Here is a 25,048-nt window from a genome sequence, read left to right on the forward strand (position 1 = left end):
TGAGATATGAGGGATGAGTGGTGAGCGGTTTTGGGAGTCATCCTGAGCGGAGTCGAAGGATCTGGCGCCGGAATTGGATATGAGGGATGAGATACGAAAAAGAAAAAACCGCGTTGTCGCAGAAGGACATCGCGGATTTTTCAAAAATCAAGATACTGGTTTCAGATATGAGACTTCGCTATTCGCTCATATCTTGTATCTGATATCTAAACTAGACCTGTGCCAGAGCCTGTTCCAAGTCGGCGATGATATCGTTCACGTTTTCGATACCCACGCTGAAGCGGATCAGGTCAGGTGCAACGCCTGCTTCGATGAGCTGTTCATCGGAAAGCTGACGGTGAGTGTGGCTTGCCGGGTGCAGCACGCAGCTACGGGCGTCGGCCACATGGGTCACGATGCAGATCAGCTTCAGGGCATCCATGAACTGGATGGACTTGTCGCGGCCACCCTTGATACCGAAGGTGAGCACGCCGCAGGGCAGACCGCCCTTGAACTGCTTCTGGGCCAGGGCGTAGGAAGCATTGTCTTCGAGACCGGCGTAGTCCACCCAAGCGACCTTCGGATGGTTCTTCAGGTACTTGGCGCAGGCCAGAGCGTTTTCGCAGTGACGGGGCATACGGAGGAACAGAGTTTCCAGGCCCACATTCAGGAGGAAAGCATTCTGGGGAGACTGGATGGAACCCAGGTCGCGCATGAGCTGCACGGTAGCCTTGGTGATGTAGCAGAGCTTGCCGAAGGACTTGGTGTAAGTCAGGCCGTGGTAAGACGGATCCGGTTCGGTGAGGCCCTTGAACTTGTCGTGCTGGGCTTCCCAGTCGAAGTTACCGCTGTCAACCACAACACCACCCACAGCCATGGCATGACCGTCCATGTACTTGGTGGTAGAGTGGGTCACGATGTCTGCGCCGAATTCGAAGGGGCGGCAGAGAATCGGGGTGGGGAAAGTGTTGTCGATGATCAGAGGCACGCCGTGCTTGTGAGCCAAGTTGGCGAAGCGCTGCAGGTCAAGAATCTTGCCGGCGGGGTTAGCCACAGTTTCACCGAAGACGCACTTGGTGTTGGGGCGGAAAGCCTTCTCGATTTCTTCGTCGGAAGCATCCTGGTCGATGAAGGTGCATTCGATGCCCAGCTTCTTCATGGTAACGCTGAAGAGGTTGCTGGTACCGCCGTAGATTGCGGAAGTAGAAATGAAGTGGTCACCGGCTTCGCAGATGTTGAACACGGCGTAGAAGTTTGCAGCCTGACCGGAAGAGGTGAGCATGGCACCTACGCCACCTTCCAGCTGAGCGATCTTGGAGGCAACAGCGTCGTTGGTGGGGTTCTGGAGACGGGTGTAGAAGTAGCCGGATTCCTTCAGGTCGAACAAGTCAGCCATCTGGGCGGAAGTGTCGTACTTGAAAGTGGTGCTCTGGTAGATGGGGAGCACGCGGGGTTCGCCCTTCTTGGGGGTCCAACCGGCCTGAACACACAATGTTTCGAGATTTGCCATATTTTCCTCTTTATGTTAAATGCACTAATCGCTTCGGCCACCTGCCGTGCAATCTGATGCACGCGGGGTTAAACCGCAGATTGATGCTCCAAATATAGCTAGTTCCTATAGCCAACACAATATAAACACCCGCCATATAAAACAATCCTGCAAGATCTTCCCCCTGCTATAAGGTTTTAATTATAAGCGGCAATAAATAAAAACTATAACATTTAACATTCTCTTTAAAATTTGCGTTTCCCGTATGCTTATCAAACCAAAAACAGAATTTCTATCTTTGAAGTCATGATTTGGCACCTACTCGCAATTGTCACCATGATTTTCTGGGGTACCAGCTTCGTCAGCACCAAGGTTCTGATCGAGCACGGCTTTTCCCCCATCCAGATTTTCTTTATACGATTTGCGACAACCTACCTGATGCTTTTGATCGCCAACCACAAGAAGTTCTTTTCTGACTGCTGGAAAGATGAGCTCAAATTTTTATTGGGAGGTTTTACCGGCTGCACCACTTACTTCTGGGCAGAAAACACCGCACTGTCGCTTTCACCAAGCAGCAACGTGTCGCTGATCGTGTGTACCAACCCCCTGATGATCATGATTGTTGGCGGCCTGCTCTACAAGGCGGAGCGTCTGAACCGGCGCCAGATTTTTGGAAGTATCGTCACCTTCCTGGGTGCCGCGCTGGTGGTTCTGAACGGGAAATTCATCCTGAAGCTTTCACCTGTCGGCGACCTGTTGGCATTCGGTGCCGCCGTGTCCTGGGTATTCTACGCCTTCAGCACCCAGAAGACCCGCGAAAAGTACAGCACCAGTTTCGCCATTCGAAAGATTTTCTTTTACGGGGTACTTACGTCCCTGCCGCTGATGATTCTTGACTGCATAGGAATCCCGGGTTCAACCCTATTCGGGCAAACTCACAACATCCCATGGGAGGCGTTCCGGGAACCCGTGGTCATCGGAAACTTTTTATGTCTCTGCATTTTCAGCAACCTGTTCGGCTACCTGATATGGAACAAGGTGATGATGAAACTGGGGACGGTTCTCGCCAGCAACTACATTTTCGCCATTCCCCTCATTACCATGATCACGGCGGTCATTACCATCGGGGAATACATTTCTCCCGTGGCAATCGCAGGGGCGGTCGCCATTATAACTGGGATGATTTTAGCGGAATATAAACGCTAACCTTCCAGGAACTTCTTGAGAGCGGGAATCAAGCGCTCGCCATCCCGCAGGCCCATCTTGTAAAGTTCCTTCAGCTTTTCGGTATCCTTTTCGATACGGCTGATCTGGAACGGTTCGCTGGGGCGGAACACAAAGGACTTGCCTTCACCTTCCCACTGCTTTAAGGTGGCCAGCGCCTGGTTGTAGCGGATATGGCGAGTAGCAGCCGCGGCAACGAACTTCGGATACTTGCGGTACATCAGCTTGAACAGCGGGATCATGGAATTGGGCTTCTTGACATAACCTTCCTGTTGAGTCAAGATGACCACCTGCTTCTTGAAACCCTTGCTATCCATGAACTGGAAGGGGATGCTGTCGGCAATGCCGCCATCCAGAAGTTTTTTACCGCGGAGTTCCACAATCTTACTGACCAGCGGCAAGGATGCCGAAGCGCGAACACATTCAAGACCGTCGCCCTTGTCCACATCCTGGGTCAGAAGGTATTCGCCTTCGCCCGTTTCCAGGTTCGTGCAGACAGAATAAAAATCGGAAATATGGGCATTCTCTTCGAACTTGGCATAGTCAAAGATGTCAATCTCGCGGGGAATGGTAACGTAGCAGAACTCTCTCGGGAAAAAGTCTTCGCCCTTCAACAGATACTTGAAACCGCTATACCGCGGATCCTTGGAATGGACCGTATCGATGCGCATATTGCGTTCGCGCTGTTCCGACAGAAAACTGCAGATATGGGTGGCGCCGGCAGAGGTTCCTGCATAACCGCCAAACTTAATCCCGTGATCCAACAGAATATCCAACACGCCGCCAGAATAGGCGCCACGCATGCCGCCACCTTCAAGAACCAGAGCTACATCCTTAAACATTGCCATATAATCGTTCCTTCAGTATGTTAGAGCACCAAGTTGCTTTCCAGCCAGGCATAATCCTTGGGATGGTCTACGAACTTTTCGGGATTCAGCTTATGCTTCGCAAAAAATTCTTCGCGGGTCATCCATACAAAATCGTCCACTTCGCCAGGCTGGGGAACAAGGCTAGCGGCCTCTTCATCAGACAGGACAATCTTGTAGGTGTCGTAATATTCATTGTCCAGATAGGAGCCACCGTTCAGCACGCTCTCATGTCCAGACTCGAAAAGGTACTCCAGTTCTTCGGCGGTTTTCGTAACGCCCAACTCTTCCCGCAATTCACGGACAGCGGCATTACAGCTACTATCGCCCGCAGAAATATGGCCTGCGCAACTGGTATCCAGAAGCCCCGGATTGTTTTCCTTTACAGCGGCGCGCAGCTGAAACAGAATACGGCCGCTCTTGTCAAAAGCCCAGATATGCACCGTTCTGTGCCAAAGGCCCTTCTCGTGTACTTCAGTACGGCCACGGGAATAGCCAGCGAAAGTTCCATCCGGATTCAACACATCAATCTGTTCTTCAGTCATTTTATTACCTCATCATGCCCGATGATCCTTGGCAAAATCCGTAAGGACTTTCAAGAAGTTACGATATTCGGCCATCAGCGCGTCATGATGCATCTGCACATAGTCAAAATGCCCATCCTTGCAGGCAAATTCCATGGCCTTGGCACGGCTCGAAAATTCCACTGCGCCAATAGTCAAGGAAGTACTCTTCAGGGAGTGAACGCAAATTCTATAGGATTCGAAATCGCCATCCTTCAAGGACGCATTCAATTCAGATTCCTTATTGGTCTTCACAAATTCGGTCAGCATTTCGCGATAGAACGTTTCATCATTCATGCAATAGCCTAGACCGATTTCTACATCCACAAAACCCGTTGCAGAAAGATCCACCAGATCCTTGGAAATATTCAAAGCCTTTCCATATCTTGGAGACTTTTCTTCCGGCTGAGTTTTTTCCTTATTTGCAAGAGGCACAGAAACTACAGGAGTCTGATACAGGTCATCCAACGACTTGGGTTCCGCAACAGGCTTAGGCTGGTCAACCATCACGAGAAGGTCAGACGGCAGATAGTCCAGCAAGACACCCAGCAAATCCGCTTCGCGAATCGGCTTTGACAGATAATCAGAGAATCCCGCCTGCAAATACAGATCGCGGGCATGCTTATCGGCATTGGCGGTCAGCATGATTACAGGCGTACTCTCGTTCGGATGTCCAGAAAGGGTATGCATCAGCGAAACCGTTTCCATACCATCCATTACAGGCATCATATGGTCAAGGAATATGACATCGTAATGTTTACGCTTGATTTTTTCCAGAGCTTCCATTCCGTTGAGTGCAGTATCGATCTGCACCTGCGTATCCTTCAAGAGGCCACTCATCACACGAAGATTCATGGGAACGTCATCAACCACCAGGATATTGGCGTGAGGAGCCCTAAAGCGGTTACGGGAAATATCAACCGTCACTGCCTTGTTGCAACGTTCATTAAAATCACCAATAGGTTCGCTACGCTTCACAATCTGCGGAATCGCCACGATAAACGTAGAACCCTTTCCATATTCACTTTCCACCTGGATGTCGCCACCCATCAAGTCAACAAGACGCTTAGTCAGATTCAAGCCAAGGCCCGTTCCTTCGATATTGCGGTTACGCTTTTCTTCTAGGCGCTGGAACGTCACAAACAACTTGTCGACATCCTCATTGCGAATTCCAATACCAGTATCCTGAACGGCAATCACCAAATTGATGGTACGGAGATCCGGAGAACCCAACTGCGAACCCATATTGTTCCGTTCGTAAGACACTCTCAAGATTACGCTTCCACTGGGAGTATACTTGACCGCATTCGACAACAGGTTATTGATAATCTGACGCACACGGACTTCATCACCCATCAAGCCCGATGGCATGGACTTATCCACTTCTACACGAAGATCCAACGACTTTTCGTTGGCGCGCATAGACACCATGTTACGGCATTCATTGAGCACAGAGAACAAGTCATATTCAACAGGAACGATTTCCATGCGGCCCGATTCAATTTTGGAAATATCCAGGATGTCGTTAATAATCGAAAGCAGCGTATGGCCCGCACTCTGAATATTTAGGGCATATTCCTTCAAGGTCGGATCCTTGCATTCCTTCAGCAACATTGTATCCATACCCAGAATTCCGTTAATCGGAGTACGAATTTCATGGCTCATGTTAGCCAGGAACTGACTCTTGGCCAGGCTTGCCTTTTCTGCCAGGACCTTCGCTTCTCTCAAGGTCACATTTTCTTCCGCCTTACGTTCCGACACAAATATGAAGCCAAAGCCGATAAGGAACAAGAGCAGCAAAATTCCGAAAACCCAGAAAATCAGGAGGGTAATATCTTCAACACCCTTTGCGGCAACCGATTCGGGAACCATGCCAACAAGAGAAAGACCAGGTTGCTTCAAGTCCGCCATAAAGAAGAAGTAACCCTTTCCGCCCACATCTTCGCGTACGGCTGCGGCAATAGAAACATTCAGAAGTTTTTTCAGCTGAACGCGAATGGGATCAAAGTTTCCGTTCTGCCAAATCGGATTTTCAGAAAGCGGGTTATTGGCCGAACCCACAATCACCTGATCATCGGCATTACGAATCGAAGAATAGCATTCCCCATCATAACAGCGATTGTCGAAATAGCGAAGAACTTCAGACTCGCTATAGATTTTATAAAGGACATAACGAACGTTTCTACCATGGTATATGGGAACGCTAAAAAGGAAGCCCTTGCCCTCGCTATAGCTGACAGCCTCATTCCCTCGAAATGACTGGGCGATGCTTGAAAAATCGGCAGGCGAAACCGTTACTGACGTATCACCCACAATAAGCTTTCCCTTTAGATTCAACACTCCATAGGAAATCCCATTTTCCTTTCGGTAGCTTTCCAGGATTACGGACATTCTTGAACTATCCTTTTCCATTTCCCTAGAAATTCCCGACAGGAATTCAAGCTGGACGCTCACCCGTTCATCCACGAGTTCAGCCATGATGGCAGCCTGCTTTGATACCTGGCTTGAAACATATCCATAAAAAAGGCTATCCAGTCTAAAACGCAGCAAACCGGCCACAAGACACAGGACAGAGGCAAACGCCACCATCCAAAGGATCATCCTCAATCGAATACTAGTCTTCATAAATGACCACCCCCTTCACAAACCAATCCATACTATCACGTAAAATTTGATCGCTGACAATTTCATCCTTGGCACAACGCCTTTTCTTCTTATTGTCATAAATCGGACCGGAAAAAACATCCATCCCACTTTTCATCTGGAGAACAGTCTCGTTCAAGACGTTCTTGACAGAATCACTTACGAGAGAAGAATAAAAAGACAACCCTACTGCATCATTTTCTATGCCAATCCAATAATTAGACAGACTTTGCTTTTTCTGAAAGTAATCCTGGATGATGGACTTGTAGACAATTTCCCAATTCGTCGAGACAGATGTCAGCACATTAGGCGAATAGGAAGAAGAGTCCAAATTATAACCGATGGACATCACGCCCATCACTTCGGCTTCCTTCAGAACCCAATCCTGATTTTGATGATATGCCACCAGGTCAACGCCTGCACCATTCACCAGACGATTCACATTATCCTTTTCAATATCCTCATCATCCCAGGCACCCGTCCACGAAACAAAAATCTTTGCTTCGGGATTTACCTTGGCAACGCCCAGCGCAAAGGCATTTATTCCACGATTCACTTCATTATTATTCATGGCTGCCACATAGCCAATCTTGTTGTTCTTCGTAGACAGGCCGGCAACAATTCCGGAAAGGAACCTGGCCTGATAAACTCTCGCAAAATAAACCTTGTAATTTTCTTCATCCGACATGGACAGGTAAGAGAAGAACATCACCTTGGGATATTTACGTATAGTTGACAGGACTTCCTGCGGATAATTGTAGCTGCCAAGAATAACCATCTTTGCGCCAGCCTCAACAAGGCTATCAATTGCAGCTGCACAAAGTCCCGAGTTCTCACGAGCATTTTCAACCAGCAAAACTTTTACGCCCAAATTTTCGGCGGCTTCCGCAATACCCTTGTAATGAATGCCGTTCCAGCCCAATTCATTCACGCGGCCGGGCATAATGACTCCTATCACTGATTCAGGAGTCTCCTTTTCGCTACCAAAAGACAAAATCGACGAAATAATGACCGTTGTCAGGATGATGCAGACAAGGGGAATTGTCCATAACAATTTATTCATTCACCACCCCTTTCACATACCAGTCAAAATGTTCAAGCATATCCACATCGGTCATGCTTTCACCATCATTTACGCGAACATCTCCATGGTTATCTTCAATGGGGCCATAAAAGACATCGTAGGCGCCAGATTTCAAACGTTCGAATTCTACGTCAACGATTTTCCTTGCGGAATCCGGAACAAGAGCCGTCATTGGAGCCAGGCCAATAATATCGCTATCAACACCAAGCCAGGCATGATCGCCAACAAACTTGTCCTGCAAGATAGCCATGATCTTGGGAGAGTAATAATTCTCCCAGCGCCATACCGGGGCTGTCATAAACGTTCTCGGGAAACGGTTTCCATTATCCAGGTTATACCCAATCATCCGAATATTCCGATGTTCTGCAATATCGTAAGGGCTCAGGGCATCCACATGGACCGTCAACACGTCTATATTATGCTTATTAATCAAGTCATTAGTCGCATCCGCAGCCAAGGCAGAGTCTTCCCAGGAATGACTCCAACCCACAAAAACCTTCGCTTCGGGGTTCACTTTGGCGACTCCCAGCGCAAAGGCGTTTATTCCACGATTCACTTCAGAAATATCAAATGCAGCCACATAACCAATTTCGTTCGTCTTCGTAGTAAGACCTGCCACGATTCCCGACAAATAACGCATCTGGTAAATTCGTCCAAAGAAAGTAGATACGTTAGATTTATAATCGATACCTGACGCATGTATAAATTTGACTTCAGGATATTTCTCGGCCATCCGCATTACAGTTTTTCCAAACCCGAAGGAATTGGCCACAACAATACGAGCTCCTTTTTTTATGGCAGATTCCATAATGCGTTCCGTCAGGGAATCCTCGGACACATTCTCATAATAGAGCACTTCCAGATTAAGCCTGTCAGCAACTTTCTCCATGGCCTCATAATGAGATTCGCTCCAGCTGTGATCATTTCGCGAGCCGTTCATGATTACGGCCACCTTCGTACGATGGAGAGTCACATTGGTCTCAACTTTCTTATCCTGCATCATCAAAATGCCGATGGCAATGATCATCAGGATACTTCCAAATACAAAGCCTACCATTCTCATTTTGCGTTCAATCCTTCACGAATCTTTCGAAGAACATTGGCATATGAAGCAATCAGTTCAACATGCCTCTTACGCACATAGTCAATCTTACCTTCCTTGCAAGCCATCTCGATCGACTTGGCATCTCGTGACAATTCCTCGGCACCAATTGTGCGGGCAGTACCTCTAAGGGCATGAACCAGAATCTGATAATTCATCCATTCACCAGAATCGTATGCACGTTCCAATTCCTTCCGCTTGTCATCCAGCAGGAATTCAGAAAGCATTTCCCTAAAGAATTCCTCGTCATTAATGCAGTTTTCCAGTCCAAGTTTAACATCCAGGACATCTTCAAAAACAGACAGGCGCTCATTGGGACTTTGAGGAGTAACCATATCCAATTCCAGGTCGCCAACAAGTTCACGCTTTTTCTTCTTTTCAGATTCGCTAGAAGCCACCTGATAGAATCCGTTCACCTTGTCATAAGTGGCCAGTAGAGCCGACGTTTCTTCTTCCAGGTTCTTAGCGGACATCTCTTCATAGGGAGACATATTCAAGTCTTCTCGGGTAAGAACCAAATGCTTGGGCAAATACCACTTCAAGGCACGAAGCAAATCTTCTTCCATAAGCGGCTTAGGAATATAATCGGCAATGCCCACACTCAAATAGGATTCCTTATCTACAGGAACAGGACCTGCAATCATAATGACCACAGGAGTGTCCTTGCACAAGTTGACAGAGAGGCGCTTCATCCTTTCAAAGGTTTCTCGGCCGTCCATCATAGGCATCATATTGTCAAGCAAAATCAGATCATAATGTCTTACCTGGACCATATCCAGACACTGAGACCCATTTAATGCCGTATCGATTTGAACGCGGGTTTCCTTCAGCAAACCACGAATCACCTTCAGATTCAATTCTGCATCGTCGACCGCCAATATGCGGGCAGCAGGAGCAAACAACATTTCTGAGCCCAGCGATTCCTTTTCAGAACTGTTCTTATAGCGAGTCGCAAAATCGCCCATAGGTTCAACATTCAACACGAGCTGCGGAATCGAAACCATATATGTAGCGCCCTCACCAAAACGGCTCTTCACGATAATTTCGCCACCACACATGGAAATCAGTTTTTTTGTCAGGCTAAGACTAAATCGAGTTCCGGCAGGTTTCGGTTCATTCATCATCTGGAACAATCCGAGAATGGAATCCGTATTTTCGTCGCGGATTCCCACGCCCGAATCCTTTACCGTAATTTTCAGATTGATGCATTCATCCAGACGTTGTTCACCCTGATTGGGAATCACATCATAACTGACAATCAGACGAACTTCACCTAATTCCGTATACAAGATGGCATTGGTCAGAAGGTTCACAATAATCTGACGGATTCGGTCTTCATCACCCCACAGGCTAGACGGAATATCAGGATCACATTCAAGGGAGAAGTGCAAATTTTTGGCGGTAGCCCTTGGCGAAACCGTATCAAAGCAATCCTTCAGCACCGAATACAATTCATACTGCACAGGATTCAATACAAATTCGCCACTTTCTATTTTCGCGATTTCCTGAACTTCATGAACGACAGACAAAAGTCCTATAGAGGCGACCTGCACGTTTTTAACATAGTCATGAACACTTTCATCACGGGCATCACGAAGGAGAATTCGAGTCATCCCCAGAATTCCGTTCAGAGGCGTCCTAAGTTCCTTGGCTACGGAATCCAGGAAGTCAGACTTTCTACGTACCGATCTGACAACACGGATTCGATTGATCAAGGTGATTGTACAAAGCACTACGATTACAATAAAGATCGAACCAAAGACAACCAGCACCTGCACCAGAATTACACGGGAATGGCCAAAGACCTGGCTCTTTTTAACAAGGGAGACCATGTTCCAGCCATTTTGGACAGCCATGGAGAAAACCATATATTTGTCTTTATGGTACACAAATTCAAAGGGCTTTTCACCGGCCAGCAAAATTTCACGAGCAAGCTTTTCTTCATCCATTCCCCATGCTTCAGAAGAAAGACAATCAAAGCCCTGGCGAATTTCACCGGAACTGGCTATAACAAGGCCATCCCTATCCATAACCATCCAGATATCGCCAACCTTTTCTTTTCTGGAGGCGATGAAACGGGACAAGCTCGCCAAGGGCAAAGTAAATGCGACCACATTTTTTTCGTCCAACAGGCTCTTACTAAAGGAGATTACAGGCTTTGCGGAATTAGTGCTGGTAAACGGTTTTCCAACGACAACACGACCATGAGTACGCACAGCATCCTTATACCAGGGTCTACGCAACGGCATATACTCATCGCCAGGAAGCCAGTCTCCATCGTGAACAAACTCTCCATTCACAACTCCAAACACATTGCCTGATAGGGAATCCGTCTGCTTAGAAGCCCTTTTCATTTCCAGGGCCATAAATTCCTGGATTTTTTCGACAGGTTCGCCGGAGGCAATCAGATGATCAACAATCATCGCGGCCGACTCTAGCGCAAAACTTGCCCTATACAGAAAGTCATTCAAGGCCTCGGCATTCTGACGGTGCTTGAAATCAGCAAGAAGAACGGCATCCCGCTCATTCTGTCTCAAAAAATTTTTCGAAACGAACATTGCACATAGGGCGACGCAGCCCAAAAACAACATCATCACAATGATGTAGTATGCAACATAACGCCCTTCTCTTGCACCGTTTCTAGATGTCATAAACCAAGAGCCTCATTGATCTTCTTTATCACCACCTGATAGTTCTTCATCATCGAGCCGTGATTACATTTCACGAAGGCAACATCTCCAGAAGAGCAAGCCATTTCCAGAGCCTTGGCCTCTTCCGACAATTTCTTTGCACCGATGGTAAGAGAAGTGCTCTTCAGGGCGTGCACAACAATCCTGTAATCCTTCCAGTCTGCCGCAACGAAAAACTTTTCCAGTTCTTCGCTCTTGTTTCCGGCAAGATATTCCTGCAGCATTTCGATGTAGAAACTTTCGTCGTTCATACACAGTTCAAGGCCGGACTGGGCATCAAGTTCGCGAAGAGTACAAATCTTTTCGTAAGTAGACTTCTTTTCCTTTAAGTCGGAAGCGCTGGAGCTTTCAGCAGAGGAATCACCATCTACTCTTTTTTCGTTTCCATCAGAATGATTCAGGTATTTCCTAATCAGGAATAGCAGTTCCTGCTCACGAACGGGCTTTGACAGATAGTCGCTAAACCCTTCCTTAAGGTAATATTCCCTGGCACCGATAATCGCATTGGCGGTAAGCATCACTACCGGGACTTTTTCATTCTTATTTCCCGGAAGACTCCGCATCAGACGCATGGTTTCCACGCCATCCATTTCCGGCATCATGTGATCCAGGAAAATCATGTCGTAATTATTCTTTTGGACCATCTCCAGGGCCTGACGACCACTCAAGACGGCATCCACCTGCATGCCAGTATCCTTAAGCAAGCCCTCCACGACCTTCAGGTTCATCTTGACATCATCAACCACAAGAATGCGCTTGCCGGCCGCTTCCAGATGAACCTTGGGCAGTTCCTGCTTTGATGCCAGGGAACGATACTTCTCGGAGAAGTTACCCATCTTATCAGGATTCTTTACAACCTGAGGAATGCTGACAAAGAACGTGGAGCCCGAGCCATACTCACTGATGACGTGAATTTCGCCATCCATCATATCAACAAGCTTGCGAGAAAGATTCAAACCGAGCCCGGTACCTTCCACATTGCGATTCTTCATTTCGTCAATGCGCTGGAACATCTGGAAGAGTTTGCTCTGGTCTTCACACTTGATTCCCTTACCCGAATCGCTTACCGCGATTTTCAACAGGATCTTGGAACCAACTTCCAAGGTATCACAATCCAACGGTTCAAAACCAACCGTAAGCTTTACAAATCCCTGTTCGGTGTATTTCACTGCGTTAGAAAGCAGGTTGTTTATAATCTGACGAATTCTAACTTCATCACCCAAAAGTCCGACCGGGAGATTTTCATCCACATCCAGACGGAAGTTCAAGTTCTTGTCTTCGGCCTTCGTCACAACCATGTTATAGCAGTCATTCAAAACCGAGAACAACTCATAGTTGTTCAGCAGAATTTCCATTTTTCCGGATTCAATCTTTGAAATATCAAGGATAGAGTTGATAATCGAAAGCAGAGTATGGCTTGCACTCTGAATGTTCAGCGCATACTCCTTTAAATTATCATCATTACATTCCTTCAACAGCATGGTGTTCATGCCCAGAATACCGTTGATAGGAGTGCGAATTTCGTGACTCATGTTCGCCAGGAATTCAGACTTGGCGCGGCTCGCCACCTTCAAGTCTTCCATGGTTTCGCGAAGTTTCTTTTCCTGGTCTAGTAGCAAACGGTTCTGCTTTCTGTAGGCGTAATCCTGGTACTTAAAGATGGTTCCGAAAATTGCAGACACAATGGCCAGCGAGATGACCATATTCCTGATTCTAAAATCGGCAGGCATTTCTGCAAGCAGACCAGGATGTACGTCAAAGTAAAAGATACAGGCACTGAGCGACACCAGCCCCACCACATACACGATATAGCTGAGCGCACCACGCAACGTAAGGAAGGCAAAAATAAGTCCCAGCACGAACCACAGAATCGTACCGCTCTCAAGACCACCCAAATTCTGATAAATCAACGGAAAGAAAATAACGTTTGCGCCACCAGTCACCACAACACCCGCAAGCTGAGGATGCTTCTTTACCGACAGCACAAGTCCAACGCAAACAACCGCAAGAAGAGCAAGAATAATAAGCCCGTACTTATCCCTTTCGAAAAAAAGCACGAACATCGAAATGACAAAGCCACCCACCAGAACAGCCCAGAGGATCAGATTCAGAAGACGAGTCTGAATCTCGATTTTTTCATCGAAAAAAATCTGCCTGAACTGTTGCAACCGAGACTTAGAATTCTCCATAAAAACCCTCATCGCGCATTTCGTAATCAGCGTCTTCCCAAATCATTTCCAGCATCAAGTCTGCAATCTGCGGATCGAATTGTAGGCCGCGTCCCCTCTCGATTTCAGCACGGACCACCGCCTGAGGAAGCGCACTACGATAGCTACGACGGGAAGTCATGGCATCATAGGCATCTGCGACAGCAATGATTCTTGCAATTTCAGGAATAGCATCACCCTTCAATCCGTCGGGATACCCCGTGCCATCATAACGTTCATGATGCCAGTGGGCGCCAATTTCCATATTGGGCATTTCAGAAATATTCTTCAGGATTTCCGCACCAATGGAAGGATGGGCCTTGATGACTCCATACTCAGAATCAGTCAACCGACTGGTCTTGTTGATAATGGCATCGGGGATGCCGATCTTGCCGATATCATGAAGCATGGCAATAAAGTAAATCTCTTCTAGTTCAGAAGGAGTTTTGCCCATACGTCTCCCAAGTTCACGGGAATACTTGGCCACGCGTCTTGAATGACCATTGGTATACTTATCCTTGGCGTCAATGGTACTGGCAAGAGTCGTAACCACCTGCAATGACAAGTTGGCCACCTTGCGACGACTATCGCTCAATTCCGCAGTACGCTTTTCCACTTCTTCCTGAAGGGAATCCTGCAAGCGCTTCAAATCGAGAATTCGGTTCAGTCGGTGCAACAGCACGTCCGCCACGAAAGGTTTCTGGATGTAGTCCAGGGCGCCAGCCTTGAACACCTGAATTTCGGTTTCACGATCGTTGTCCGCAGTCAAAAAGACAACCGGAAGTTTGTCACCGTCCGGCAGCAAACGGATCTGCTCCAGCAACTGGAAACCGTTCATTTCCGGCATATGCAAATCCAGCAGGGCCAGGGCAGGAGTAGAAGTCTTCAGATACTCAAGGGCAGCCTTACCCGAAGACACGCAAGACACATCGTAATAGCTCCCCAGCATACGCTGAGCAAAACGAAGGTTCATGTTGTCATCATCAACCACAAGAATGCACTGCCTAGAAGTTTCGCGGAAAACCTTGGAAATCTGTTCTACCAGGCTAACAGGCAAAATGGGCTTCTGTATAAAATCCAGGGCACCCAACGACTGTACAATCCTCTTTCGTTCACCATCGATGGTACCCGTAAGAAAAACGACCTTTGTACTTCTAATCTTTTCTTCGGCCCTAATAAGCCTCAACGTATCCAGGCCATTCATCCCCGGCATTTCAACATCAAGGAGAACAAGGTCCACCTGAGACCGACGCAATACATCGAGGCAAGATTCCCCTGAATTGGCTGTCAAGACCTCAAAGGAAAATCCTTTCAGGATCTGTTCAGTCATTTTCATGGATAGATGATCGTCGTCTACAACCAGGATTTTTTTCCCTCGCCCTTCCATATCGGCTCCTTCTACAGTCTTCCTTAACCTCAAACATCCATACAAGCAAAATATAAGATTTATGAATTATATTTTTGGGCTATGAATTTTAATGAAAACAAGTTGAGCAACCTTTTAGACGAAGCAAAGGCCCAGAGCATATTCAACAAGGCCGTCGCCGGGTTCATCCTCCCAGACGGGACAAGAAAAATCCTTCACTTGGGCACTCCGGAAGACACCGTTTTCGACATTGCAAGCCTGACCAAGGTATGCCCCACTTCAACGCTAGCGCTTTGCCACATTCTCGAAGGGCGGCTATCCCCCGAGACCAAGGTCATCGACTATATTCCGGAATTAAGAACAAACTATCGTGAAGAAATCCGGATATTCCACCTCTTGACCCACAGCCTGGATTACAGGGTCCCCATGAAAACCTTGCGGGAACTTCCGGCCGAAAAAATCCTGGAAGCCCTCTACAATTACCAGTTCCAGGCTCCACCGGGCGCAGACTTCAACTACGGCAATCCGGCAAGCGTCCTTCTGGGCATTATCCTGAGCCGCCTTACAGGTATGGATTTACAGCAACAGGGACGTCTAACCTTTTTTGATCCGTTAAAAATGAACCGCAGTGGCTGGGATCCGCTTACAAGGGACTTCAACAGAATTCCCAAGGAAGAAATCGCCCCTACAGAAATCTGCGCATTCAGGAACCGCGAAATCCAGGGAGAAATCCACGATGAAAGCGCCTGGGTATTGCGACAGCTCTTCCCTGTAGGGAGCGCCGGCATGTTCAGCTGCGTACCGGACCTGCTGAAGTTCGTCCAGATGGTTCTTAACGACGGCACCGACCCCGTCAGCGGCGAGCGGATCGCCCCGGCAGGCCTGCTGGAACTGGTCAGCACCAACGCCTTCGACGCAGAAGGCCACCACACAAGCGCAGGTCCTGTCAACGCCTGTACCGCCCTAGGCTGGGAACTGAACTCTCCCAAGTTCATGGGAACGAAATGCTCTCCACGCACCTTCGGAAAGACGGGCTTTACAGGAGCAAGCATCGTCGCCGACCCCCACAAGGGTGCTGCCGTGGTCCTCCTCAGCAACTTCACCTATCCCCATCGCGAAGCCAACGCAGACCGCATCCACGCTTTCCGTGCCGCCCTGGCCGACGCCTTCTTCGAAGACATCGGCTAGCCGCCCCACAAGCCGCAGACAACCTCCATAGGTACAGCAAAAGCCCCGCAAGTCCTACTGGACCTACGGGGCTTTTTTCAATCTCTAGAGAAAGACCGCACTAAAGGCAATTACTTGCTGGCATTGCGCTTCATCATCTCGCGGCGCTGTTCTTCAGCCAACAGGCGAGCCATTTCAAGACGGCTATCTTCCTTTTCCTTCTTCTTGGTCTCTTCCTTACAGTTTACGCACTTGGTAGCAGTAGGAACAGCCATCAGACGGGCCTTGGGAATCAGCTGGCCACAAACCTTACAGATGCCGAACGTACCCTTCTTAATACGCTTCAGGGCTTCTTCCAGGTACACCAGGTACTTGCCTTCGCGGGCAGCCAATTCGAAGTTTGTTTCGAGAGCGTTGTAGTCGGTAGCAAGGTCTGCACTATTGGATTCGCCACCGTCACCAGCCTGGACCTGGCTCTTGAAAGTCTCCGCCTTTTCGGACTCGCTCTGTGCGGTCACGATTTCGCGGCGTTTTTCAATCAGCATATCTTCAAAGAACTTGAGATCAGCGTCGCTCATTTTTACAGGTTTCTTTTCAGCCATGGTAAACTCCTTGGTTGTGAATTACTCTATCAATAGAGTGATAAATAACTTTTTTTTTACAAAATAGTTTGTTTCTACTAAAAAAAATTAGAAAATGTCCACATTAAGCTTGACACCGTTCTTTTTTATATCGGAAAGCAGGGCATCTATGTCAACTGTCAGCTTTTCTATGCTCTTGCCGAATGCGCCATCCTGATCTAAAATCAGACCAGCCGTGTTGTCATCCTTGGACAATTTTATCAAAAGGTTAGCGCTCTGGTCCTTCATGTCCTTCAACTTAAGAAGCAAGGCGTCTACTCGGCCCAGCAGTTCCTCCACCTGGCCTACCTTGGAGCCACCCTGCACCACAACGCCGTCAAGCGCCTCCTTCACCTTGTTCAAGTCTTCATCCAGCTTGTCGAAGATGGCTTCCGCATCGGACTTCCAGGCCTTGACGTCCTTCTCGGCCACACTGATTACGTTCTTGCCCTTCTTGATAACCCTTTCGGTCCTCTTGCCGATGTCACCCTGAAAAACGGAATCCACGAACATGCGCAGGGCGTCCTTGATTTCAGCGACGTCATCCAGCATTCCCACCAGTTTGAGGCCCACACCCGACGTACCCTCATCATAGTGCCCCTTCAAGGTATCACCATCATGGATCAGGCGGGAATCATCCCCGGTTAGAACGCACATTTCACGTTCGCCCATCAAGCCAGAGTTAATCAACCTGAACTCGGAATTGACAGGAATCTTGGTGGTTGCATAGACCCGCGCCGTCACAAACACAGCATCCTCGGTCAACTCCACCTTGGTAATCTCGCCGGCACCGATACCGCGAACCTTCACCGGGTTCCCCGGCGACAGCGTACCGATAGCATCGTAACGCACCACGAAAGAGTAACGGGCATGGTAGGGGCTAGACGGGTGATAGTAATACCAGGCGCCAGCACATGCCAGCACCAGTATCACGAACACGATGGAGGGAATGATGTTTTCCCTGACAAGCCTCACGAATCTATTCATAGTATGACCAGTTCTCCGGGTCAAAATCTAGCAAATCCTCAACGTATTCGCCCTTGGCCTTGGCCTTGATCTTTTGCATGAGGGCTTCGTTAAAGTCTTCCGCCACATTGTGCCCGTTCATCTTCATCAAGGTGTTCATGGCAATGACTTCGGAAATCACCGTCAGGTTCTTGCCAGGCGCCACCGGAATGACGATCTTCGGGATGTTCACGCCCATGATGGTTTCCTGCTGCTCGTTGAGGCCAGTACGGTCATAACCGCCTTCCTGGCGCCACTGCTGCAATTCCACGATAGTTTCGATCTTCTTGGTCTTACGGATAGCGTGAATACCGAACATAGACTTGATATCCAGAATGCCAACACCGCGGATTTCCATATGATGCTTGATCAGGGGATCCGGTCGGCCGATAATGGAACGGCCCACATGACTGATATGGACTACGTCATCGGCAACCATGCGGTGACCGCTTTCTACCAGGTCCAGCACGCATTCAGACTTACCTACGTTACTGTCCCCCACGAACAGCATACCGATACCGTACACGTCCACAAGGCTTCCGTGAATCACGGCGTGAGGTGCAAAAAATTCTTCAAGAATACGCTGAGACAGCTTGATGAATTCGTAGGTATGGAGCGTCGTAGAGAACAGAGGTATTCCCAGGCGTTCACACATGGCCTTCAGTTCCGGATGAGGCATCTGGGCATGCGTCACCACCCACATGGGAGCCTTGAAATCCTTCAGGCCTTCAAAAACCTTGGCACGACCTTCAGAACCGATTGATTCCAGATAGTTCCATTCAGTATGTCCAACGACCTGAATCTGCTGGGAACTATAAACCGCCGTGTAGCCTGCCATGGCGAGGCCGGGTCTGTGAATACCACTTTCCGCAATGGGAGCGTCCATAAAACTTTCGGCAGTGTGGCAGGCCATCTGCAGGTCCTTGCCGTACCGACAAAAAAAGTCCCGCACCAGGAAGCGTTCCCGATGCAGGATCTTGATATCTTTCAGTCTTGATTCAGCCATAGACTAAAATTATACAATTTTAGCGCGGCTGTAATTAGACGACGTCAGACATAGGCTGAGCACGATGGTCATTCTGCTTGTCGTTCGCCTTCTTCAGCTGGACCTTGACACGTTCGAGGGTTACATCCACGGCCTTGCCCATATTTTCTTCGTCGGCAGAGGCTACAACCTGGGAGCCAACAATGTTCACGGTGATTTCGCAATGACGGCGATTTTCAACTTCGTGATCAAGGACGACGGAGGCGCTTGTGATATTCGGGTAGAAGCGAGCTAACTTGTCCATTTCTTCCTGAATACGATCCTGGAGACCTGCAGATGCGTTAAAGTGGCGAGCAGAAAACTGAATATCCATAGTAAAAACCTCCGTAGAAAAAAGTGAATATCTGCGAGGCGAAGCGCCTCACGTTTAGGTATATACATCTTTTTACTTCAGAAAACCAATAGGAGCCGTCATTTTTGTATAAAAGAAATGTTCCAACTTGGAATAATGGGGGTGCAGGCCCATTGAATTTACTTTAAGATCTTGCGCTGACTTGCCGTAAGAATCTTCAGGGAATTTTCACGGTACTTCGCAACGGTACGGCGAGCCACCTTCATTCCCATTTCCGCAAGTTTGTCGGAGATAGCCTGGTCAGAAAGAGGCTTTCGCTTGTCTTCCTCATCGATCATCTTCTTCATGGCGTCAAGAACCTGGGCAGAACCGAGAATTTCCTCTTCGGCTCCGGAACTGGATTCGGCACTCCCTGCAGAGGGCTTCTGCTTGATACCCGAAGTAAAGAAACGCTTCAGTTCATAAACACCGTAAGGGGTATCCACAAACTTTCCGTTAGTCACTCGATTCACGGTACTCACATCGCGCTTTACGTCGTCTGCAATATCCTGCAGCACCATGGGCTTCAAAAAGGCAGGGCCCTTAGAGAAGAACTCCTTCTGACGTTTAAGGATAGCCTGCATGACCAGTTCCATGGTAGAGTAGCGGTTATCTACCGCCTTCATGAATTCCATGGCCTTGTTCAGGTGGGTCTTCACATAGTCACGGTCAGACTTGGAGGCATTCTTGTCGTCGATAATGGCCTTGTAGGTCTGATTGATGCGAAGGCGTTTCTGCATGGGGGAACGGACCGCTTCCGCAGAGAACTTTCCGCGTTTTTCAATAATTTTAAGATCGGCGGATACCGTCTGGATGCGTGCGTTAGACAGAGAGAATCCCGGATGGGGATTCAGCCTTGCAAAGCTGGCAATAGCCTTCTGCACAGATTCCGTCGGTTCGCCAAGGGCCTTTCCAATCTTGGCGTAGCGAAGTTCCAGAAGGTCTTCATAGCAGTTTTCAAGAATCTTGATGGCCAGGGGAGAAAAGTTGGGAATGCCGTAAGCCTGAATCAAGAAACACTCGCGCTGGTCGCGGGCACCGATTCCACGGGGATTGAAACCCTGCAGCACATGCAAGGCCTCTTGCACCGGAAGGGAACATTCTTCCAGCTTCTTCTCGCCACGAATCATGGTTTCAATTTCATTGATAAATTCATCGTCAGAAATATTGATGGGGGCGTTTTCCTGTTCGCCCACCTGCAAGAAACCATCTTCGTTCACGGAATCGATCAGGTATTCAACCAGTGAACGGAATCGCTTTTCAGAACAGTTATTTTTTGCCAGTTCTTCCAACTGGTCGCGAGTTCCAGACCAAAGCATCAGCTGGTCGCGAAGTTGTTCCTGAAGGCTCTTGCCGTTATCCTTGATGGGGCGGTCCCATTCGTCATCGGCTTCAGCATTACCCGCATTCAAGTCCTTGAAGGGTGCGTCATCGGAACCGGTTCCGTCAGAAAAAAGCTGTTCGTAATTCACATCGCCATCGGAACCATCCAAAAGTCCGCGATCCACCAGGGCGCTATCATCCAGAGAGCCGCTTTCACGATCGTCGGCATCGCCATAGGCGTCATTGTCAGCAGAGGATTCGCCAGAACGTTCCGCCCCGGATTCCGAGAGTTCATCATCGCGAACTTCACGTTCCTCGTCAGGCATGGAATCATCCAGTTCCAGAAGGGGATTGCTTTCCAGCTCATCCTTGATGGCGGTTTCCAGTTCCAGGGACGTTTTCTGAAGGATATTGATGGACTGCAACAACTGGGGCGAAAGGGTCTGCTCCAGTCGCTGACTCGTGCCTAAGTTCATTCCTAAATCCATAAAACCGTCCTTAAAACTTTCAATAATTTTTATTTATAAAATTTGCATTTCCTATATGCAAACCCAATTAATCCAATCTAAAGCTATCGCCGAGGTAAATACGTCTTGCCTCGGGGTCGTTCGCCAAATATTCAGAGGAGCCTTCCGTAAGAACCTGGCTCTTGTACATAATGTAGGCCCGGTCCGTAATGGAAAGGGTTTCACGCACGTTATGGTCTGTAATGAGGACTCCCATACCGCGGTCCTTCAACCCGGAGATGATGCCCTGGATATCGGCCACGGCAATGGGGTCGATACCGGCAAAAGGTTCATCCAGCAGAAGGAAGCTGGGGTCGCTGGCCAAAGCACGCGCGATTTCAAGACGGCGACGTTCGCCACCGGAACAGCTCATAGACTTGGTCTTGCGAATGTGGGTAATCTTGAATTCTTCCAGGAGCTGCTCCAGACGAACCTTGCGTTCACGGCGCTTCATGTCCTGAGTTTCAAGAATGGCCATAATGTTATCTTCTACGCTAAGCTTGCGGAAGATGGAAGCTTCCTGAGGAAGATAACCGATGCCAAGTCGTGCGCGCTTGTACATGGGCTTGTCGGTCATCTCGATATCATCAAGAAAGATATGTCCAGACTCAGGGCGGACCATTCCCACGATCATGTAGAAAGACGTGGTCTTGCCGGCACCATTGGGGCCAAGAAGGCCGACAATCTCACCCTGCGACACACGGATAGAAACGTCGCTTACGACCTGACGGCCACCATAAACCTTTCGCAGGTGTTCTGTGCGTATGGTACTGACAAGGTTCTTCACTTTTTTTCCTCTACATGCTTAGAATTTACATTCACCGCGGATGAATCCGATGGAGTTTTTTCTGATTTTTTTCTGGACCGATTCCTGTCCAACAAAGCCTTCTTGAAAGCCGACGGCTTTTTCGCGGGTTGCACTTCCCGCTCCTTACTATCGATAGAAGCACCGGCTTCTGTCAACGAATCCGCCTTATTTTCTTTTTTTAATGAATCCACCTTCGCCAGGGAATCCTTCAGGGCAAGTTCCTTGTTACGGCGTTCCTTTTCCAGGTCAACATAACGGCCGCTGGCCATAGTGGAATTACCTAGAAGCTTCAGGGACTTTACTGCATTCTTCTGGGCGTCAAACAAGATATGGATGGTATCGCCCGACGCCTCATTCTTGCCAGACACGGAACGATCCTTCTTGATGTAGAAATAGGTACTCTGGGCCTTGCCGGAGACCACGGCCTTGTCCATCTTGCCCTTGTTAAAATACATGTCAAGGCGGTCGCCGTCCATCAAGTTTCTGTAATCCTGCAGGTCCGTCTCGTAAAAGAAACCGCGGGCGTTCAAGTTCACATAGAGGCGTTCGATCTTGTTTCCGCTGAATTCTGCAAAGAGGGTATCGCCAAAGGCTTCCGTCACGCTACCCGGAGCATTCCTCTTCGGTTCTTCCTGCTGGATGCCGTGGGCGTTACGAATCACCAGCGCAGACTTCAGGGAGTTGCCGGTAGAATCCAGCACCAGGAAAATGGAGTCGCCCGTCAGGTGATAATTCTTCAGGTCGCAAGTCGGGTTGCCTTTCATCGAAAGCCAGTTATTCTTGCGGTCAAAATATCCCGTATCGCAAGTCACCACCATGTCGTTCTGGGTCAGCTTTACATGATTGAAAGCCTCGGCGTAATCGTCCTTCTTGCTGTAATTCATATTGTCAGCAGAAATGGCCACGTCCTTCTGGGTAATGGTCACATCGCCGCGGGCTTCCGCATAGCCATCTTTCTTGTTGTACACAATTCGCCTGGCCACAATCTTTACGGTATCCTCGCCGCCGGACTTGTTCTTCTCGAACTGGCGGAGCACCGGCTTTGTAGGCATGGTCAGGATTTCCTTTTCCTTATCATACTCCAGGTACTCGCCGGTAAAGTAGTAGGTATGGGCGGAATCACCAGCATGGACATCGCCGGTAGCGGTGGCGAGGCCACGTTTCTTCTGGTACACACCGTTGCGGGCATCGATATAACCCGAGGGGTGGGTAAACAGGAAGCCGCCATCACATTGGACCACTTCACCATCCTTATTCCAGATGGCGCGCTGGGTCTTGAACTGCACACTATCGTGAAGGAACTGCACACGGCCATGCAGCAAGAGAGTTCCGCGCTTGCGGGCCACCGCAAGACTGTCTGCATGCTTCATGATAATAGGCGAAGACTGCGCCACCGCCTCGCCCGAAAACAAGATCAGAATCGCAAACGCCAGGAACAGACCAAACTTGAAAGAACCAATGTATCGAGACATCTTCTAGTCCTTCGCCTCGTCTTTCTTCGTAAGGGTGCGCTTCCAGGATTTCTTAGGTCCAGGTTTTTTCTTGGCGCTGTCAGCCGGAGCCTGCGACGCAGAAGATTGCGGCACCCGTGTTCCAGAAGATGAAACCACGCGGACAGAACCAGCAGTCGGTCTAGCCCTCTGCAAACTATCGCGGGTCTCGATTTCGGAAGCCTGGTTCTTGTCCTCTTCCTTCAGGCGTTTAGCCGCATCCTGGAAAATGCCGGTCACGTCAGAAAGAATCCGCCAGTTGTCCATATGGGCGTCACTTTCGAAACCCTTGCCCTGAAGCACGTCGCCGTCTTCGCTAACCACACGAACATAACTGTCAGTCTTTACCAGGTTGTCCTTCTTGTTCCACAGGAGGGAATCGGAGCGGACCGAAGCCCCCTTGGGCGTCAGGGCATAAACGTGGCCATAGGCATACACATAGGTAAACTTCATATCCAGGCGGCCGGAATCGGCACGCAGGAACGCGGTACGTTCTCCCAGAGAATCGTAAATGTCCACCAGGACCGGCTTCACAAAGACAAGGTCCTTGTCGCCCCAACGTTCCAGATAGGCCGTCTTCAGTTTCCAGGCCTGCACACCCTTGTCGTAACTATCCAGAAGGGTGGTGTCGGTAAAAAGCATTTCCGGACGTTCCACCTGGATCCAGGGCTTTTCTTCTTCGATTTCCTCGCAACCGCACAGGAACAAAACGACCCACACCGGAACGAGAGCCAATCTCAAAAAAAGTTTATGTCGCAAAATTCGTGCCACAATCAAAATTTAAAAATAAAGGAATGACTGAATCGCGCCAACATGGCCATAAAACAGCAAAAAAAGGCCCGCGACCGAGGGACGCAGGCTCCTGTTTTTTTTTACAGTATTTGTACGGAACAAAAACCAGTCTGACTTACTTGGACTTGGCTTCTTCCAATTCCTCTTCCAGTTTCCTGTTTACACCGTCCTGCTTCTCGCAGATGTTCTTCAGGTTGCCGATTTCCACGTCCATCTTGGCCACCTGATCCTTCAGGTCTTCGCACTGGGCGGCATAGGTCTGTTCGGATTCGATGCGGCTGTTCAGTTCCTTGCGGAGGGAATCCACGGAGCAGCGGAGGGTTTCCACGGCGTTTTCAGCATCCTTCAGGGCGGGATTTTCTGCGTTTCCTTCACAACTGCAAGACGACTTCAGCTTCTTGGAAACAGCAAGGGCGGCAGCAGCGCCAAGGGCAAGACCGGCAAAAAAACTAGATGCTTTCATAGAGGACTCCTTAAAAAAATATTTACAACGGATATAATATCTCTTAAGAAAATGTAAAAGTCAATAGAAAACGCCCATTTTATGGGAAAATGTGATAAAATACCGCATACAATAAAACAAAAACCCCGAGTCTTGCGACTCGGGGTCTTTGCAGCGGGAAGAGCGAGATTCGAACTCGCGATAGGATTAAGTCCTATACGTCCTTAGCAGGGACGCGCCTTCGGCCAGCTCGGCCATCTTCCCATCTTGGGGGCACAAATTATACTTTATTTCTAACGCTTTTTC

Annotated in this window: 20 protein-coding genes and 1 tRNA gene; 2 read left to right on the forward strand and 19 right to left on the reverse strand. The window is 48.8% G+C overall.

The window, feature by feature from the left end; all coding sequences use genetic code 11:
- Positions 1–211: 211 nt before the first annotated feature.
- A complete protein-coding gene (locus tag BUB38_RS13025; RefSeq protein WP_073161178.1) occupies positions 212–1,489 on the reverse strand; it encodes an O-acetylhomoserine aminocarboxypropyltransferase/cysteine synthase family protein in 1,278 nt (425 codons plus the stop codon).
- A 285-nt stretch (positions 1,490–1,774) separates the two neighbouring features.
- Here BUB38_RS13025 and BUB38_RS13030 point away from each other — a divergent pair, with 285 nt between their 5' ends.
- The gene (locus tag BUB38_RS13030; RefSeq protein WP_083538273.1) at positions 1,775–2,674 is read left to right on the forward strand and encodes a DMT family transporter; all 900 of its coding nucleotides are present in this window, start codon (positions 1,775–1,777) and stop codon (positions 2,672–2,674) included.
- On the opposite strand, the gene BUB38_RS13035 is transcribed toward BUB38_RS13030, so the two are convergent.
- From BUB38_RS13035 to BUB38_RS13070, 8 genes are read right to left on the reverse strand one after another with little or no spacing between them, the layout of a single operon-like run.
- Entirely contained in the window at positions 2,671–3,540 is an 870-nt protein-coding gene (locus BUB38_RS13035; protein WP_249269400.1) for a patatin-like phospholipase family protein, read from the reverse strand. The two genes, BUB38_RS13030 and BUB38_RS13035, sit on opposite strands and share 4 nt — an antisense overlap.
- Before the next feature lie 20 nt (positions 3,541–3,560).
- Positions 3,561–4,103 carry an NUDIX hydrolase gene (locus tag BUB38_RS13040; protein WP_073161179.1) on the reverse strand — a complete coding sequence of 181 codons (543 nt, stop codon included), beginning with the start codon at positions 4,101–4,103 and terminating at the stop codon, positions 3,561–3,563.
- Positions 4,104–4,115: 12 nt separating this feature from the next.
- Entirely contained in the window at positions 4,116–6,746 is a 2,631-nt protein-coding gene (locus BUB38_RS13045) for an ATP-binding protein (RefSeq protein WP_083542183.1), read from the reverse strand.
- On the reverse strand, positions 6,736–7,827 hold the full coding sequence (locus tag BUB38_RS13050; protein WP_083542185.1) for a BMP family ABC transporter substrate-binding protein: 1,092 nt from the start codon (positions 7,825–7,827) through the stop codon (positions 6,736–6,738). Before BUB38_RS13050 ends, BUB38_RS13045 begins: the two co-directional genes overlap by 11 nt.
- Positions 7,820–8,905 carry a BMP family ABC transporter substrate-binding protein gene (locus BUB38_RS13055; RefSeq protein WP_073161182.1) on the reverse strand — a complete coding sequence of 362 codons (1,086 nt, stop codon included), beginning with the start codon at positions 8,903–8,905 and terminating at the stop codon, positions 7,820–7,822. The genes BUB38_RS13050 and BUB38_RS13055 overlap by 8 nt, the downstream gene beginning before the upstream one ends.
- A 2-nt stretch (positions 8,906–8,907) precedes the next feature.
- Positions 8,908–11,601, reverse strand: coding sequence for a response regulator (locus BUB38_RS13060; RefSeq protein WP_073161183.1), 2,694 nt, complete (start codon positions 11,599–11,601; stop codon positions 8,908–8,910).
- Positions 11,598–13,829, reverse strand: a complete 2,232-nt coding sequence (locus BUB38_RS13065) for a response regulator (RefSeq protein WP_073161184.1) — start codon at positions 13,827–13,829, stop codon at positions 11,598–11,600. The genes BUB38_RS13060 and BUB38_RS13065 overlap by 4 nt, the downstream gene beginning before the upstream one ends.
- Positions 13,816–15,267 carry a response regulator gene (locus tag BUB38_RS13070; protein ID WP_139258453.1) on the reverse strand — a complete coding sequence of 484 codons (1,452 nt, stop codon included), beginning with the start codon at positions 15,265–15,267 and terminating at the stop codon, positions 13,816–13,818. The genes BUB38_RS13065 and BUB38_RS13070 overlap by 14 nt, the downstream gene beginning before the upstream one ends.
- A 48-nt stretch (positions 15,268–15,315) precedes the next feature.
- Between BUB38_RS13070 and BUB38_RS13080 the strand changes: the two genes are divergently transcribed.
- Positions 15,316–16,401, forward strand: a complete 1,086-nt coding sequence (locus BUB38_RS13080) for a serine hydrolase domain-containing protein (protein WP_073161185.1) — start codon at positions 15,316–15,318, stop codon at positions 16,399–16,401.
- Between the two features lie 110 nt (positions 16,402–16,511).
- Here the strand turns inward: BUB38_RS13080 and BUB38_RS13085 are convergent, their stop codons facing one another.
- From BUB38_RS13085 to BUB38_RS13130, 10 genes are all read right to left on the reverse strand, one after another.
- Entirely contained in the window at positions 16,512–16,982 is a 471-nt protein-coding gene (locus tag BUB38_RS13085) for a TraR/DksA family transcriptional regulator (protein ID WP_073161186.1), read from the reverse strand.
- Positions 16,983–17,069: 87 nt separating this feature from the next.
- Positions 17,070–17,987, reverse strand: a complete 918-nt coding sequence (locus BUB38_RS13090) for an MlaD family protein (protein ID WP_073161187.1) — start codon at positions 17,985–17,987, stop codon at positions 17,070–17,072.
- The gene (hprK, locus tag BUB38_RS13095; RefSeq protein ID WP_073161188.1) at positions 17,980–19,011 is read right to left on the reverse strand and encodes an HPr(Ser) kinase/phosphatase; all 1,032 of its coding nucleotides are present in this window, start codon (positions 19,009–19,011) and stop codon (positions 17,980–17,982) included. The genes BUB38_RS13090 and hprK overlap by 8 nt, the downstream gene beginning before the upstream one ends.
- 34 nt (positions 19,012–19,045) lie before the next feature.
- On the reverse strand, positions 19,046–19,363 hold the full coding sequence (hpf, locus tag BUB38_RS13100) for a ribosome hibernation-promoting factor, HPF/YfiA family (RefSeq protein ID WP_073161189.1): 318 nt from the start codon (positions 19,361–19,363) through the stop codon (positions 19,046–19,048).
- A 158-nt stretch (positions 19,364–19,521) separates the two neighbouring features.
- Positions 19,522–21,180 (reverse strand): RNA polymerase factor sigma-54, encoded by a 1,659-nt coding sequence (rpoN, locus tag BUB38_RS13105; protein ID WP_254794960.1) that lies wholly within the window; start codon positions 21,178–21,180, stop codon positions 19,522–19,524.
- A 79-nt stretch (positions 21,181–21,259) separates the two neighbouring features.
- The gene (gene lptB / locus BUB38_RS13110; RefSeq protein ID WP_083538271.1) at positions 21,260–21,997 is read right to left on the reverse strand and encodes an LPS export ABC transporter ATP-binding protein; all 738 of its coding nucleotides are present in this window, start codon (positions 21,995–21,997) and stop codon (positions 21,260–21,262) included.
- Positions 21,994–23,490, reverse strand: coding sequence for an LptA/OstA family protein (locus tag BUB38_RS13115; RefSeq protein ID WP_073161191.1), 1,497 nt, complete (start codon positions 23,488–23,490; stop codon positions 21,994–21,996). Before BUB38_RS13115 ends, lptB begins: the two co-directional genes overlap by 4 nt.
- 3 nt (positions 23,491–23,493) lie before the next feature.
- Positions 23,494–24,249, reverse strand: coding sequence for an LPS export ABC transporter periplasmic protein LptC (lptC, locus tag BUB38_RS13120; protein ID WP_254793732.1), 756 nt, complete (start codon positions 24,247–24,249; stop codon positions 23,494–23,496).
- A 166-nt stretch (positions 24,250–24,415) separates the two neighbouring features.
- Positions 24,416–24,763: a hypothetical protein gene (locus tag BUB38_RS13125; protein ID WP_073161192.1), complete on the reverse strand. Its 348-nt coding sequence runs from the start codon at positions 24,761–24,763 to the stop codon at positions 24,416–24,418.
- Between the two features lie 154 nt (positions 24,764–24,917).
- Positions 24,918–25,006, reverse strand: a tRNA-Ser gene (locus BUB38_RS13130).
- Between the last annotated feature and the right edge of the window lie 42 nt (positions 25,007–25,048).

This window comes from Fibrobacter sp. UWH5 (assembly GCF_900142505.1).
Classification (GTDB): Bacteria; Fibrobacterota; Fibrobacteria; order Fibrobacterales; family Fibrobacteraceae; genus Fibrobacter.